Here is a 13,621-nt window from a genome sequence, read left to right as displayed (position 1 = left end):
ATATGGGCATCCTTGCCAAGACGCTCAAGAAGCACATAGCCGACGATGGCTATTGGGCTGAATCGCGTGGATCAGTGCTTGGGCACAAGACACTGGAACGAATGCTCGCCAAACCGGATCAGGGTAGTCGGCTTCAAGTCCTTGAATCCGCGCTCACCCAACTCACCTACGGCCCGAAAAAGCGACGAGTGAGAGCGGGCTTTGCACTCGCCCTGGTTAACGCCCTAGAGAAAGGCTTGGGGCTGGAGGGCGGGGGATGAATGGCCTGCAACACACTCGCGCCGCGAAAGCGGCAGGCTGCATTCTTCTCATTGACAAACTGAATCGCAAAGAGGATGGCGACCAAATTGTTAGGAAGTCAGCGAAGCATAACCGGCGTGAAATAGTGGCCGAAAACAAGGCCGGGACAAAGTTCGACCCCAAACGATCCCACTTGAACAGCACCATTCGCGGGCCAAGCAATGCAGACGGCGTGGCTGCCCTAGCAAAACAAATGATGAAAGAAGCAGGGGTTACGCCGCGCAAAGACGCCGTGCTAGGCATCGAGTTGGTATTCAGCCTGTCGCTAGGTCATGGGCTAGAAGTGTGTCAGTTCTTCACCAGTTGTACCGAGTGGGCGGGCGGCTACTTCGGCGGCGAACAGAACATACTCAGTTCAGACATTCATCTCGATGAAGAGATGCCTCACTGCCATGTCCTGATATTGCCGCTGAAGGATGGCAAGCTTGCCGCATCAAAGATGGTCGGGGGCATACAACAACTGGCCGCTATGCAAGGGCGTTTTTTTGAGGCCGTGGGAAAGCCCTACGGCCTTACAAAGCCAACTGCGGGGCCGTCATGGGTCGAAAAATCCACGATGGCGGATGCTGTCTTGAATCGCATGCGAGAAGGCGGTGACCCGGCAATGCTTAGCCCCGTATGGGGCGCAATTCAAAAAGGGATTGAGCGTGATCCGGGACCGTATTTTTTGAAACTAGGCATTGATCCAGCCAGCATGCTTACCGCACGCAAGGCGACAAAGCCAAAGGAGTTGGACAAAAAATTCATCAAAATCATGACAGGCAAGGGCCGCGCCACTTCCGAGGATAAACGCCCTATAGAGAGATTAGAGCCGGGAAAGGCAATGCTCTATAGCGTGACGGCCGTCGAAAAGAGCAACGTTCTATCTTGTGTAGAGAGTTTGCAAAAACCAGTCATCCAATCTCAGCCACCAGCGCCAGCAAAGTCTGCGCCGGAAGTTTGCACGGAGCAGGATGGGTGGAAGCGAGAAAGGGACGGGGATCGCCCTGCCTCAGCCTTTGACAGCACGACTGGCGACTTTATTGAGGCACCAGCAAAGCCCCGTCGAATGAAGGACGCGGTGCTGGAGTCGGTGGACGAGATGCTTAGAAGGACGGGGTGATGACGGTGGCACCACTATGCCGACCAAAGACGGGGCCCACCCATCTTTGGCATGAGGCTGGTCCATTGACGCCAGCAAAGGGGCCTTGCTGGCGCTGCTGGCCGCTCCGGCAGGCCCAACTACTTAAGCAGGAAAACTGAACCATGGATGAAGACAACGATGTTTATCTGACCGTGACGCCCTTCGGCAAATGTCGATGTGGTGTTTGGCCCCGAGGAAGACCCGTTCACCCGCTATGAGGGCGACCCGAATGTGATTGCTTGGCTGAAGGATCACATCAATCAATGCACGAATGGTACGGGCGCCAGCATTGACGCCGACACAGTTGATCCGCTGGACTTCGCGGGCTTCTGCCAGTCTGACAAGGTGATGATCTTCCCGCCATTCAGCGCATTGCAGGGTCTAGCCGTGGAGTGGCCGTAAGTCCCTCAAGAAGGCTGCGCCCGAATGAACCGGGAAAGACTGCCAGAAATTCATTCAAGAACCAACCACCAACCAAGCGCCCCGAGGGAGGGGCCAGATAACCATGAATCATGCTGTAAACACAGAACAGACCATTTCACCTTGGGCCGCAACGGCTTTGGCATGAGCGGGCCAGACCGGCTCGCTATGCGTATCGGGCAGCTAGATGCGTATTCCGATCAATTTAGCCACCGGTTCCGATTCAAAGTAGCCGGGCATTCCGATTCAAGCAGGCCACCCCTTTCGATGTGACTACGCGGGCCGAAAGCTGGTGCCGGCGATCTGGTTTCAACGGTTTTGAGCGACTCCAACGTGCCCAAACCGGAAATTCGGTGATCCCTACACAACCGTCCAAGGTGTCGATGTCATTTCATTTCCCCTGTTTCAGTAATTGATCAATGTTCAAGTTGTTAAGAATCTGAGTTTTATCTTTTGGCCAGCATGAGGTTTCTCCATCCAGACCAAGGCCATGACGCATCAAGAAACCGCCTTCTGTGTGAAATCCTTTATAGGTTAAAAACGGTTGTTTCGTATCGGCATCAATGAATTCAACTCGTTGAACACTGATCGGAATAACGTAGCCATCTATTTGAGTGATCGCGTCATCGTTGTCTTGCGCCCGCTTCACCCTCTCCCAGTCCGGCCTCAACGTCACCACAGCCTCCCGCTCGCACAACCGATTGAATTGCCAACTCCCAATCAATTCATCTGCAATGGGGGCTGTGAGCAACAGCGGAAACAACAACAAGCTGGCAACTGTGGCGTGCTTCTTGATCCCCATCCAGCGCGGTATGCGTTTGCTGAGCAAGACGGCGGCCACCAACCATATTGCAATAACGATAAGAAACAGAATTCCGATCATGCTGCAGTCCTCCTGCTGACTTGGTTTTCCCTACTCCCTGGCTGTTCTTGTGCAATTGCACAAACAGCACTTGCCGGCATCGCGGCAACGGCGCTGACCCCTCGATTCATCATTGTCATTTTCTTTGCGGCGCCTTTTGGGACCCCGCTGCGTTCCTGGACGACGGCAGTATCCAGAAAATATATGTCAGCGGGTCACGCTCTTTTTTTGGGGGGGGGAATCGAACTCTGAGTTGCGTAAACCGTAATCAAAGTCACGCCAGCGAGACGGGGCATCAACAGCATCGGGCAGAACTGTGGGGCGCAATGTTGACAAAACTGTTGGCTGCTAACCGATATCGAAGCCGCAAATACTTTGGAGGAAAATACTGCTATGTGGCCCGGAGCGTGATTTCGGCTCTCGGCCGCTAAAGACAGCAGCCTCAACTGCGGTGATCCTCAGCCTTGAAGGTGAACTTCCGCAATGGGCACATTGCAGCCCTGGGGGCCTACCCGACCTGTGCTGATTGAACCGGCTTCGGCTGGCCATCGCGAATCGGAATAGGTGGCAACATTCAATCGGAACAGGCGGCTTTTTGGGTTCGGAATATGCAGCTAGACGCCCTGCTGAGTCTCATTACCAGCAGCACGATACCGGAGGAAGGATTCCAAAGCTGCAATGGGGAAATTCAGCGAACAGCGCTTGAGCTTGCCTCCAGCCTTGCGACCGAGGCGAACGACTTGCAAGAATCATTACTTGTTGCTCAAATGAGTCACGGCCGCATCGCGCTGCAAGAAGTAGCGAAAGGTATAGCCTTAGCGGGGTAGCAAGATACAAATCGGGGAACAAATCGGGGAACAAATCGGCCCAACATCAATCGATGCTCAGTATCCATGGGATTTCTGCGGTGTTATTGGCTTCCCGTCCTGGCACCAAGGCAAATCAACTGCCGCGCAGCTCTACGAGAAGGCAGCCAGCATTCGCTCCAGCACGACCATGAACGGGGTCTGCATCAGTGGCAGCGTGGCAACCATGCCGATCAGGCCGATGCTGATGGTGAGCGGGAAGCCCACCGAAAACACATTGATTTGAGACGCTACGCGGGAAATGACGCCCATCACCAGGTTGACGAACATCAACATCGTGATCAGCGGCAGTGCAATCCACAGGCCCATTTTGAATATCTCTGCCCCCCAGGTTTGAGGCTTGGCGGCACGTAAGAAATGGAAGGGCTCGTCGCCAATCGGGAAGGCATGAAAGCTCTGGATCAAGGCATTGATCAGCAATAGATGGCCGTTGATGGCGATGAACAGAAAGGCCACCATGCTGCCGAAAAACCTCGCGGTTGCGGTGCCTTGGCTGCCGGTCGCAGGGTCAAAAAAACCGGCAAAGTTCAGGCCCATCTGAAGCCCGATCAACTCCCCGGCAAACTCCAGCGAGGCGAACACCAAGCGCACCGCAAAGCCCATCGAAAGCCCGATCAGCAACTGCTGGGCCAGCAGCAGCAAGAGCATGGGGAGCGAGTCCAGCGGTGCCAGAGGCATGGTCGGCAAGCTCGGCTGTGCCGCCATGGAAATGAAGAGCGCCAGCCCGACGCGGACACGCATCGGCACATTGCGCTGACTGAAGATGGGCATGCCGGCGAACAGTGCCAGCGTGCGGATAAACGGCCACAACAGCGGATTCAGCCAGGACAGCAGCTGCGCCTCGGTGACCGCAAACATCAGCCAACCACTTGAGGAATGGACATCAGGGTGCGGCGAATGTAGTCCACCAAGGTGCTTACCATCCAGGGGCCGGTGATTGACAGGACCAGGACGGCCGCGATCACCTTGGGCACAAAGCTCAGCGTGGCCTCATTGATCTGAGTGGCCGCTTGGAACACGCTGACCAGTACACCCACCACCAGCACGGTGATCAGCGTTGGTGCTGCCACCAGCATCAGAATGTAGAGGCCTTGTTGGCCAAAAGTGAAAACTTGTTGTGCGTCCATGGGGTATCTCGTCAGGTCACAAAGCTGGCGGCCAGCGAACCGAGTAGCAAATTCCAGCCGTCGGCCAACACAAACAACATCAGCTTGAAGGGCAGCGCCACCAGCACCGGTGAGAGCATCATCATGCCCAAGCTCATCAAGACGCTGCTGACGATCATGTCGATGACCAAAAATGGAATGAAGATCAAGAAGGCGATTTGGAATGCGCTCTTCAACTCGCTCGTCACAAAGGAGGGCACCAACACCTTGAAGGGCACGTCTTCTGGCTTGATGCTGGCATCCAACTTGGCCAGACGCGAAAACAAGGCAACGTCGGCCTGGCGGGTCTGCTTCAGCATAAAGCTGCGCATCGGCGGCTCGGCCCGTTTGATCGCTTCTTCGAATGCGATCTGGCCGCTGCTATAGGGCATCCAAGCGTCGGCATAGACCTTGTCCAGGGTGGGGCTCATCACAAAGAAGGTCAGAAAGAGCGAGAGCCCAATAATGACCTGATTGGGCGGGGCGGCCTGAGTGCCCAGGGCTTGGCGCATCAGCGAAAGCACGATGACGATACGGGTGAAGCCGGTCATCATCAGGAGCACCGCAGGTAGAAATCCGAGTGCGGTAAAGAACAGCAGGGTTTGAATCGGCACCGAAAAGCTATTGCCGCCGGGCCCTTGGCCAAGCAGCAAAGGCAAGGTGGCTGGTGGTGCATTCTGTGCTACAGCCGCCAAAGAAACAGTCGATATCAAGGATAAGGCGAGGATCGATTTGGCACTTGTTTTGAGTCGCAAAAAAAGTCGAAAAAGTTGACCGCAAAAAGGCAATCGAGCCGACGGCGATGATGGATTCAGCTCAGATTGCACGATGTTCCCCGGTCTTGTCCGCGTCTGTCGCGGTGTCTATGCCCTGACCCCGCAAACGCGCTCCCAACATCTGTGCGAAGGCCGGGGCTGCCTTGCTGGCAGCCGTTTCGACTTGCGGAGGCATTACATGCAAAGTCGTGATCTGTTGCCCGGTCACGCCGAGCACGAGCCAGCGTTTATCGTCGCCTTGACCCACTTCAACCGTCAATAGACGTTGATTGGGGGCAACCGACATTTGGGCCACAACCCGCATCAGACCGCCTCCGCTCGAGGCGCCGATTGGCGTGCGCTTGAGTAACCATAGAACCAAAGGGATCAAGCACAGGACGGCCAAGAACCAAAGCAGGGGCAAAAGGGGCGTATTCATGTCGATGATTGTCGCCCGAGCTGGAGCAGGTGTCAGGTCTTGCTGCGTCGAGTTGTAGCGTCAGCCTTTGCTGAGCCTGCGCATGCGCTCGGATGGTGTGACGATATCGGTCAATCGAATACCAAACTTGTCATTCACCACCACCACTTCGCCCTGTGCGATCAAGTAGCCATTGACCAGCACATCCATGGGCTCGCCCGCCAAAGCATCTAACTCCACCACCGAACCTTGCGCCAGTTGTAGGATGTTCTTGATTGGAATGCGGGTACGGCCTAACTCCACAGTCAACTGGACCGGAATGTCCAGAATCATATTGATGTCGCCGCCCGGCATATTATTCGGCGTGGGCGAGAAGTTGGCAAAGCTGGCCGGAGCTACCTGCTCCGAGACGGAATGCACCTCTTCGGCAACTTCGGCGGGCTGACTTTCTGCAAGTGCTGCGGCCCATTCGGCCGCCATTGCGTCTTGTTCGTCTGAGGATGGGGTATCAGGTGACATTGCGGGCTCCCAGCCAACCCTGGTCGGGGCTGGTCAGCATTTGTTCAACTTTGATGGCGTATTTGCCATTGGATGTGCCGTAGTGGCAGTCGTAGACGGGAACCCCGTCAATCTTGGCTTTGATCATCGCTTCTAGGTCTAACTCTATGAAGTCTCCCGGCTTGAAGGCCAGTAGTTGTTCGACCGTGGCCGGTGCGGTGCCAAGTTCGGCCACAAGTTCGACCTTGGCATCCTGAATCTGGTGCTTGAGCAGATTGACCCAGCGCCGATCCGGTTCGGTCGAATCTCCGACGGTGGTCGAATAGAGTACATCGCGAATCGGCTCCAAAGTGGCATAGGGAATGCAAAAGTAGACCGTGCCGCTGGTTTCGCCAATCTCTAGCGTGAACGAGGTCGAAACAACGATTTCGCTGGGCGTGGCGATATTGGCGAATTGCGGCTGCATCTCCGAGCGCTGGAACTCAAGCTCGAGCGGATAGATGCCTTTCCATGCCTTGTGATATTCGGCCGTAATGACTTCAACCAAACGCAAGATCACACGCTGTTCGGTGGCCGAGAAATCCCGTCCCTCAATGCGGGCGTGGAATTTTCCAATACCGCCAAATAAGGAATCGATAACGGCAAAAACCAGCGTCGGGTCGCAAACGATCAGGCCCGAGCCGCGCAGAGGCTTGACCGAGACGATGTTGAAGTTGGTCGGCACAACGATTTCGCGCAGGAAGGCGCTGTACTTTTGTACCTTGATGCCGCCAATGGCGACTTCCGGGCTCTTGCGAATGAAATTGAACAAGCCGACGCGGATGTTGCGTGCAAACCGTTCGTTAATGATCTCCATCGTAGGCATACGCCCACGAACAATCCGCTCCTGGCTGGCCAGGTTGTAGTCGCGTATGCCGCCTACTTGTTCTTCTTCGGCATCAAGTTTCTGGCTTTCGCCGGTGATGCCTTGCAGCAGGGCATCGACTTCGTCTTGCGAGAGGATTTGTTGATTCATGCTGACTCACCGTTGCGGGGCAGCGGGCTCACTGGACGATGAAAGTCGAGAACAAAACTTTGGTGACCGGGCTCACCACAGGCGGAGCCTTTTTCTTTTTCTTTTTCTTTTTCTTCGGAGTGTCGGCCTCCGAATCTTCCGGTTCGGCCTCTTCGTCCGGTTCGAGTTCGATACCCATAGGGCGGACCGACTCACGCAACACTTCCTTGGATAACTTCTCTTTACCCTCGCGGGACAGCAATTCGGCTGAGGTCTTGTGCGACAGCACCATCAACACATTGCTTCGAATGGCGGGTAGGTAGGCCTTGATTAGATCGGCGGTGTGTGCGTCCATCACTTCTAAAGTGATGCCAATTTGCGCGAATCGGTCAACATCTTTATCCGACAGGTTGACCGTGAAGGGATCCAAGGGCACGAAGACCGGGGGCGTACCGGGTTTGGCTTGCGCGTGGGTGGGCGCGGACTCGTGTGAGGTCTCAGCGCCGTCTTCTTCTCCGTCGACCGGGGCTTTCTTTTTCAACAGTAACAAGGCCGCGCCACCGCCGCCCAGGACCAAAACCAGGACTGCGGCAATGATGATGATGAGCTTCTTCTTGCCGCCGCCTTTGGGGGCTTCGGCTGCGGCAGCGGGTGCTGGTGTTGACATTCGAACTCCTGTAGTCATTGGCCCGAGTTGAAGCGACGCCTGTGCGCCACAGTCGTCAACCCTAAAGAGCCATTCTGGATTCGATTATTGACCCTGCACTCGCCGTTCAAGCCATGAAAAGCAGGCACGAGGCTTGGCTATTCAGAACTGAACTTCAGGCGTAAAGGTCGACCACGCCCTGGCTTTGCCTGATCAGCATCGGCTTCGATTCGTTAACTGCGCTCAATTGCGCTTTGCCGAGTCTGTCAGACCCCGGCGCAGCCTTGGAATCTGTCTCGTTTTGCGAGGATCTATTTTGACCTTCGGCCTGCTGGAAGACGCCGCCGCCACTCAGGGTTAGGCCGGAATCCCGCAAAGCTGCGGCCAAGTCCGGCAGGCTTTGTTCCAGGACATGGCGGGTCTGTTCATGTTCGGCATGAAACGCAATTTGGGCCTGATGACCTTCAACGATGATTTGCACCGAAACCGGTCCCATTTCAGCCGGATTCAAATGCAGGCGAGCCTCTTGAATGCCGTCAGCCGCCAGCACGCTCAAGCGTGCCGCCATCTCAGGGGCGAAGCCGGGTTCAGTCAAGGGATGGCTGAGGGTGACTTCACGGCTTGCCAATACTTCGCTCTTGATCTCGGCAGAAGAGGGGGCAGCAACTCCGGCTGCTGCCAGCAAGCCTTCGAATCCGGAACCTTCGACCTTAGGCGCTTGCGCCTCGCCGCTCGAGTTGGCCGAGTTGCCCGGCGCGCTTAGCATTTCCAGGTTGAAATTGCGGGCGTTGTGTTGAGTCAGTTCAGCTGAGAGCCCGGCGACTATTTGCTTGGCTTGAAGTGTCGCAGAGGGAGTATTTGGCTGGGCGTGAAGCGACGGGCGACCTGGGCTTGCGATGGCCGAAGTTGCCCCAGGGTACGCTGGTGCTTCGCTCTGTTCTGCTTTGGCGGCATTTGTGAATTCATGCGCATTTGCGCTCCCTGCGGTAGCGAGTTGCGATGCAAGACTGACGCCTCTGCTTGCGCTATCGGCCTTGCCTTGTTCCTCCAGGTTTGACCCTGCGGAGCTATTCGGCGCGGCAGCGCCCGCGAGGTCGGGCAGTGAAGCTCCGTTGGAGGCCTGTTGAGCGGCGGCAATCGCAGCGGCTGCATTTGCATCGCTGACCTCCGAGCCCTCGCTTGAGTCGCTGGTTTTTGCCTTTAGGTGTTTTGCTTGCTCCACAGCGTCGGGTGAGGTCGTGCTTGAGCTGATATTCGAGGGCGCAGCCTGACGTTTTTCGGACTCCCCTTTGAGCGTCGCCGCCGCGCTGCCTTTTTGAGCTTGGCCGACAGCCGTTGCGCGGGGTCTTGCGTCCTCACTCTGGCTCGTCTTCTTTTGAGCGAGCTTCTGCTCCTGGCGCTGCGTCTCCGTTTTTCCTTCGGGCGGTCGAGCTACGGCGGGCGGCGGCGAGGGTTTGGCGAGCTTGTCAGTCATTGGTGCCTGCTGGCTCGCTTCCGGCTTAGAAAGCGAGGTCTGAGCGCCGCCATAGCTCTTCATCAATTGAGCGAAATGGGCATTGCTTTCAGCGCTGGGCTTGCTGCCACGCATCAGACCGGGCGCGGTCCCCTCTACGCGAGTTGTTTGGGCGAACGAGGCGCTATTGAGCAAATTGGAGGAGGTCGAACTCATGATGATCGTTGGCTCGTCTGTATTGCAAGAGCACTTCAGGCGGACAAGCGCATAAAGGGGTTGAAGGCGCTGAGCGAGGCTCGAGCGGCTTGCTCGTCGGTGGCCTTTTGCTCTTGGCGTTGGCCGGCGCGGCTGATCTCCAGGCGCCGGCGCTCCATCAACTTGGCGATCGAGGCAACACGCATCTCCAACTCTTGCAGGCGAGCTCTTGCTTGTTCGAGCCTTTGATCCGCATAGTCCGCCACTTGAGTCTGGCTGGTGATGGCTTGATCAAGCCGGCCGCCGAAGGTCTGGTAGCAGACCACGATATCCATCGTGCCGCGGTCGGCGAACTGCTGTCCCCAGCGCTGCTGGTAGTCATTGCGGTATTGGGCCAGATCGCCATGTTGCGCTCGGGCATGGGTGGCGCGTGCTTGCGCTTCTTGCATCTGCTTGCGACCTTCGTCGCGTTCGCTTTCGGCGCGTTCGAGCAAAATGCTCAGTACCTGTAGATTGTTAGCGTTCATACAGCGCACTCCATTTCAGAATCTGGTGAGTCGGCGCGAATTCGGGTCGCCGACCCTAGGTCTATCGGCAGCTTTCAGGCGTCCTTGATGACGCTTGCGAGTTGTTTGAGGCTTTCTTCCAGCACAGCAGGGCTGTGCATGTCTTGTTGCAACAAACGGTTGATATCCGGATGCAGGCGTACGGCCTGGTCCAGCTCGGCGTCGTGGCCCGGGGCATAGGCGCCCAGCTGAATCAGATCGCGCGCTTTGTTGTATTTCGCGAGCAGTTGGCGGCAGCGCCGTGCGGCTTCGATATGAGGCTGCTTGGCGACATTGGTCATCACCCGGCTGATCGACCGTTCAATATCAATCGCGGGGTAATGGCCGGCCTCGGCCAACTCGCGGCTCAGGACGATGTGGCCGTCCAAGATGCCGCGCGCCGCATCGGCAATCGGATCTTGCTGGTCATCGCCTTCACTCAGCACTGTGTAGAACGCGGTGATCGAGCCTTCGCCCGGCAGGCCGTTACCGCTGCGCTCCACCAATTGGGGTAGCTTGGCAAAGCAGCTCGGTGGATAGCCCTTGGTGGCCGGTGGCTCGCCGATGGCCAATGCAATCTCGCGCTGCGCCATCGCGTAGCGGGTCAGCGAGTCCATCAGCAGCAGCACATGCTGGCCGCGATCGCGGAAGTTCTCGGCTATTGCGGTCGCGTAATGCGCGCCTTGCATGCGTACCAGCGGGGGAGCATCGGCCGGGGCAGCGACGACGACCGAACGTTGCAGGCCATCCTCGCCGAGGATGTCTTCGATGAATTCCTTGACTTCGCGGCCGCGCTCGCCAATCAAGCCGACGACGATCACGTCTGCTTGCGTGTAGCGCGCCATCATGCCCAGCAGCACCGACTTGCCGACGCCGGTACCGGCGAACAGGCCAAGACGCTGGCCACGGCCCACCGTCAGCATCGCGTTGATGGCTCTAACGCCGGTGTCCAGCGGTGTGCGGACCGGGTCGCGATCCATCGCGTTGATGGGGCGGCGCACCATCGGTTCGGCATGCGTCATTTGCAGCGGGCCACGGCGATCAAGCGGATTGCCGTGCGAATCAACCACCCGGCCCAGCAGGCCATCGCCCATGGGCAGATGCAGGCCACGGTCTTCGTCGCGCCGCCAGCGTTGCATCGGCTTGCCCAACATCGGTGCCATCAAGGGCAGGGCGCGCGGGATCACCATCGCACCGCTCGACAAACCTTGAATCTCGTCGGTAGGCATCAGGTAAGCCCGGTCGCCCGAAAAACCCACCACTTCGGCATTGACCGGCCGCAGGCCGCGTTGCGGGTTCGAATTGGAGCTGGGCATGTGGATTTCACAGACCGAGCCGACCGGTACCTTGACACCAGTGGCCTCAAGCACCAAACCAGCGACACGAACCAGCTTGCCCTGCGATTCCAGCGGCACGGCTGTACTGGCAAAAGCTTGCAGATCCTCAAGATACTGCTGCCAACGCCCTTGGCGGGTGTCGGCACGGGCTTGTTCCGTCGCTGAGGCGCCGATGTCCATCATGATTGCTCCTCCGGACCCTTGGCCATTGCACTTGCGGCCGCACTGGCTTCGGCCGCATTGCTGCGGCGGTCTTCCCACAGTGAGGCTTGGCCCATCGAGGCCACCGCTTGCTGCCAACGTGTGGCCAAGCTGGCGTCTACGCTGCTGATGTCGGAATCGACCCGGCAGCCGCCGCGCGGCACATCGGCGTCGGGCAGCACCTGCGCTTCACGTGCGCGCATTTCTTCCCCGGCACCGTCCATCACCAGGGGGTAATCGCTCGGGTTGACGCGCACACGCACATGGCGGGCCGACAGTTGCAGCGCCTCGACCGCGTCATGCGCAACCTTGGCAATGTGCTCCGGCCGCTGCTTGATTTCGCTGCGCACGACTTGGCGGGCCAACTCCACCGCGCTGCGTGCCAAGGCCTTTGCCATCTCGCCTTCAAGTGCCCGGAAGTCGGCGTCGAAGTTGCGCACCAGCGTGCCGAGTTGAGCGCTCATCTGCTGCGCGAAGCTTTGCTTGAAGGCGTCAAGTGCCGACAAACCGTCGCGGTAGCCATCTTGATAGCCGGCTTGGCGGGCCGCGTGGAGTTGCTCCTGCAGGCTTGGTTCGGGTTCCGGTGCTGGGGCAGGAGCGCTCTGCTTGGCTTGCGCTGCGGCTGCGGCTGAATTTGTAGCGGGCGAGGGCGCACTGATCGGTGGCCGCTGAGCCGTCGACGCACCTTGCAGCGAATCCGGGTTCCAGGCCGCAAAGCCTTGCAGCTCTTCACGTGGAATGAAACGGCTATAGCTGCTGGTGCGCGGTGCACCGTCCTCGCGGGTGGGGGGCGGCACTTGACGGGGAGGACGTGGACTCATGATGTTAGGCACCTGGAGTTACACGAACTGATCGTCGCCGCCACCGGCCATCACGATCGTGCCTTCGTCGACCAGACGGCGCACGATCTTGAGCATTTCCTTCTGCTCGCCCTCGACCTCGGACAGCCGCACCGGGCCGCGCGAATCCAGGTCCTCGCGCAGCGTCTCGGCGGCACGGGTCGACATATTGCGCAGAATCTTTTCGCGCAGTTCGGCACTCGCGCCTTTCAGAGCCACCACCAAAGATTCGGACTGCACTTCCTTCAGCACGGCCTGGATGCCCTTGTCGTCGATCTTGTCCAGATCGTCGAAGGTGAACATGTTGTCCATGATCTTCTGGGCCAGATCGGCGTCGGCTTCGCGGATGTAGTCGAGCACCGAAGCCTCGACGCTGGAGCCCAGCATATTGATGATCTCGGCCGCTGTCTTGACGCCGCCCAGGCTGCTCTTGCGCATGCGCTCACCGCCGGCCAGCACCTGACTCATCACCTCGTTGAGGTCTTTCAAAGCCATAGGCTGGATGCCGTCCAGCGTGGCGATACGTACCAGCACCTCGTTGCGCTGGCGCTCGGTGAAGACGCGCAGCACCGAGCTGGTCTGATCAAAGTCCAGATGGGCCAGGATGGCGGCAATGATTTGCGGGTGTTCGTTGCGCAGCAACTCGGCCACCGAGGCCGCGTCCATCCACTTCAGACTCTCGATACTGGAGACGTCGCTGCCTTGCAGAATGCGATCGAGCAGCAGGTTAGCCTTGTCTTCGCCGAGTGCCTTGCGCAGCACCTGGCGGACATATTCATCCGTGTCCGAGACCAGGGTGCTCTGCGTTTCAGCGACCAGATCAAAGCGTGTAAGAACTTGTTCGACCTTGTCGCGGCCGACCACCTTCAACTTGGCGATCGTCTCGCCGAGCCGCTGCACTTCTTTCGGCGCCAGATGCTTGAACACTTCGGACGCCTCCTCCTCGCCGAGTGACATCAGCAGAATCGCAGCGTCTTCAACACCTTTGTCGTCCATGATTTTCTGGTCTCTAGATGAGCTGTCG

Annotated in this window: 16 protein-coding genes; 3 read left to right on the top strand and 13 right to left on the bottom strand. The window is 57.9% G+C overall.

The window, feature by feature from the left end; genetic code table 11:
* Positions 1 to 2: 2 nt before the first annotated feature.
* From LNV07_RS04890 to LNV07_RS04880, 3 genes are all read left to right on the top strand, one after another.
* Positions 3 to 260, top strand: coding sequence for a hypothetical protein (locus LNV07_RS04890; RefSeq protein WP_263570055.1), 258 nt, complete (start codon positions 3 to 5; stop codon positions 258 to 260).
* Positions 257 to 1,402 carry a plasmid recombination protein gene (locus LNV07_RS04885; RefSeq protein WP_263570054.1) on the top strand — a complete coding sequence of 382 codons (1,146 nt, stop codon included), beginning with the start codon at positions 257 to 259 and terminating at the stop codon, positions 1,400 to 1,402. The genes LNV07_RS04890 and LNV07_RS04885 overlap by 4 nt, the downstream gene beginning before the upstream one ends.
* Before the next feature lie 198 nt (positions 1,403 to 1,600).
* Complete coding sequence (locus tag LNV07_RS04880) at positions 1,601 to 1,825, top strand: hypothetical protein (RefSeq protein ID WP_263570053.1); 225 nt, start codon at positions 1,601 to 1,603, stop codon at positions 1,823 to 1,825.
* Positions 1,826 to 2,234: 409 nt separating this feature from the next.
* Here LNV07_RS04880 and LNV07_RS04875 read toward each other — a convergent pair whose 3' ends face one another.
* The 13 genes from LNV07_RS04875 to fliG form a co-directional block, all read right to left on the bottom strand.
* Positions 2,235 to 2,726 (bottom strand): hypothetical protein, encoded by a 492-nt coding sequence (locus LNV07_RS04875; protein WP_263570052.1) that lies wholly within the window; start codon positions 2,724 to 2,726, stop codon positions 2,235 to 2,237.
* Between the two features lie 938 nt (positions 2,727 to 3,664).
* Positions 3,665 to 4,429 carry a flagellar biosynthetic protein FliR gene (fliR, locus tag LNV07_RS04870; protein WP_263570051.1) on the bottom strand — a complete coding sequence of 255 codons (765 nt, stop codon included), beginning with the start codon at positions 4,427 to 4,429 and terminating at the stop codon, positions 3,665 to 3,667.
* Positions 4,429 to 4,698: a flagellar biosynthesis protein FliQ gene (gene fliQ / locus LNV07_RS04865; protein WP_263570050.1), complete on the bottom strand. Its 270-nt coding sequence runs from the start codon at positions 4,696 to 4,698 to the stop codon at positions 4,429 to 4,431. Before fliQ ends, fliR begins: the two co-directional genes overlap by 1 nt.
* Before the next feature lie 11 nt (positions 4,699 to 4,709).
* On the bottom strand, positions 4,710 to 5,429 hold the full coding sequence (gene fliP / locus LNV07_RS04860; RefSeq protein ID WP_263570049.1) for a flagellar type III secretion system pore protein FliP: 720 nt from the start codon (positions 5,427 to 5,429) through the stop codon (positions 4,710 to 4,712).
* A 103-nt stretch (positions 5,430 to 5,532) separates the two neighbouring features.
* Entirely contained in the window at positions 5,533 to 5,910 is a 378-nt protein-coding gene (gene fliO, locus LNV07_RS04855; protein WP_263570048.1) for a flagellar biosynthetic protein FliO, read from the bottom strand.
* Between the two features lie 60 nt (positions 5,911 to 5,970).
* Positions 5,971 to 6,408 (bottom strand): flagellar motor switch protein FliN, encoded by a 438-nt coding sequence (gene fliN / locus LNV07_RS04850; RefSeq protein WP_263570047.1) that lies wholly within the window; start codon positions 6,406 to 6,408, stop codon positions 5,971 to 5,973.
* The gene (fliM, locus tag LNV07_RS04845) at positions 6,398 to 7,402 is read right to left on the bottom strand and encodes a flagellar motor switch protein FliM (RefSeq protein ID WP_263533501.1); all 1,005 of its coding nucleotides are present in this window, start codon (positions 7,400 to 7,402) and stop codon (positions 6,398 to 6,400) included. Before fliM ends, fliN begins: the two co-directional genes overlap by 11 nt.
* A 28-nt stretch (positions 7,403 to 7,430) precedes the next feature.
* Positions 7,431 to 8,048, bottom strand: coding sequence for a flagellar basal body-associated FliL family protein (locus LNV07_RS04840; RefSeq protein ID WP_263570046.1), 618 nt, complete (start codon positions 8,046 to 8,048; stop codon positions 7,431 to 7,433).
* Positions 8,049 to 8,202: 154 nt separating this feature from the next.
* Positions 8,203 to 9,675 (bottom strand): flagellar hook-length control protein FliK, encoded by a 1,473-nt coding sequence (locus tag LNV07_RS04835; protein ID WP_263570045.1) that lies wholly within the window; start codon positions 9,673 to 9,675, stop codon positions 8,203 to 8,205.
* Between the two features lie 56 nt (positions 9,676 to 9,731).
* Positions 9,732 to 10,202, bottom strand: a complete 471-nt coding sequence (fliJ, locus tag LNV07_RS04830; protein ID WP_263570044.1) for a flagellar export protein FliJ — start codon at positions 10,200 to 10,202, stop codon at positions 9,732 to 9,734.
* A 74-nt stretch (positions 10,203 to 10,276) separates the two neighbouring features.
* Complete coding sequence (fliI, locus tag LNV07_RS04825; RefSeq protein WP_263570043.1) at positions 10,277 to 11,740, bottom strand: flagellar protein export ATPase FliI; 1,464 nt, start codon at positions 11,738 to 11,740, stop codon at positions 10,277 to 10,279.
* A complete protein-coding gene (locus LNV07_RS04820; RefSeq protein ID WP_263570042.1) occupies positions 11,737 to 12,579 on the bottom strand; it encodes a FliH/SctL family protein in 843 nt (280 codons plus the stop codon). The genes fliI and LNV07_RS04820 overlap by 4 nt, the downstream gene beginning before the upstream one ends.
* An 18-nt stretch (positions 12,580 to 12,597) precedes the next feature.
* A complete protein-coding gene (fliG, locus tag LNV07_RS04815) occupies positions 12,598 to 13,593 on the bottom strand; it encodes a flagellar motor switch protein FliG (protein ID WP_263570041.1) in 996 nt (331 codons plus the stop codon).
* Positions 13,594 to 13,621 lie beyond the last annotated feature (28 nt).

Source organism: Roseateles oligotrophus, from assembly GCF_025717515.1.
GTDB lineage: Bacteria > Pseudomonadota > Gammaproteobacteria > Burkholderiales > Burkholderiaceae_C > Paucibacter_A > Paucibacter_A oligotrophus.
Note: the sequence above shows the minus strand (reverse complement) of the source record. Positions and strands in the feature narration are given on the sequence as shown.

What these genes read in the sequence shown, in the direction of transcription:
- LNV07_RS04820 (WP_263570042.1), bottom strand. Translation starts at nt 12,579, where the DNA reads ATGAGTCCACGTCCTCCCCGTCAAGTGCCGCCCCCCACCCGCGAGGAC.
- LNV07_RS04875 (WP_263570052.1), bottom strand. Translation starts at nt 2,726, where the DNA reads ATGATCGGAATTCTGTTTCTTATCGTTATTGCAATATGGTTGGTGGCC.
- fliM (WP_263533501.1), bottom strand. Translation starts at nt 7,402, where the DNA reads ATGAATCAACAAATCCTCTCGCAAGACGAAGTCGATGCCCTGCTGCAA.
- LNV07_RS04840 (WP_263570046.1), bottom strand. Translation starts at nt 8,048, where the DNA reads ATGTCAACACCAGCACCCGCTGCCGCAGCCGAAGCCCCCAAAGGCGGC.
- LNV07_RS04885 (WP_263570054.1), top strand. Translation starts at nt 257, where the DNA reads ATGAATGGCCTGCAACACACTCGCGCCGCGAAAGCGGCAGGCTGCATT.
- fliR (WP_263570051.1), bottom strand. Translation starts at nt 4,429, where the DNA reads ATGTTTGCGGTCACCGAGGCGCAGCTGCTGTCCTGGCTGAATCCGCTG.
- fliG (WP_263570041.1), bottom strand. Translation starts at nt 13,593, where the DNA reads ATGGACGACAAAGGTGTTGAAGACGCTGCGATTCTGCTGATGTCACTC.
- fliQ (WP_263570050.1), bottom strand. Translation starts at nt 4,698, where the DNA reads ATGGACGCACAACAAGTTTTCACTTTTGGCCAACAAGGCCTCTACATT.
- fliN (WP_263570047.1), bottom strand. Translation starts at nt 6,408, where the DNA reads ATGTCACCTGATACCCCATCCTCAGACGAACAAGACGCAATGGCGGCC.
- fliJ (WP_263570044.1), bottom strand. Translation starts at nt 10,202, where the DNA reads ATGAACGCTAACAATCTACAGGTACTGAGCATTTTGCTCGAACGCGCC.
- fliI (WP_263570043.1), bottom strand. Translation starts at nt 11,740, where the DNA reads ATGATGGACATCGGCGCCTCAGCGACGGAACAAGCCCGTGCCGACACC.
- fliO (WP_263570048.1), bottom strand. Translation starts at nt 5,910, where the DNA reads ATGAATACGCCCCTTTTGCCCCTGCTTTGGTTCTTGGCCGTCCTGTGC.
- LNV07_RS04890 (WP_263570055.1), top strand. Translation starts at nt 3, where the DNA reads ATGGGCATCCTTGCCAAGACGCTCAAGAAGCACATAGCCGACGATGGC.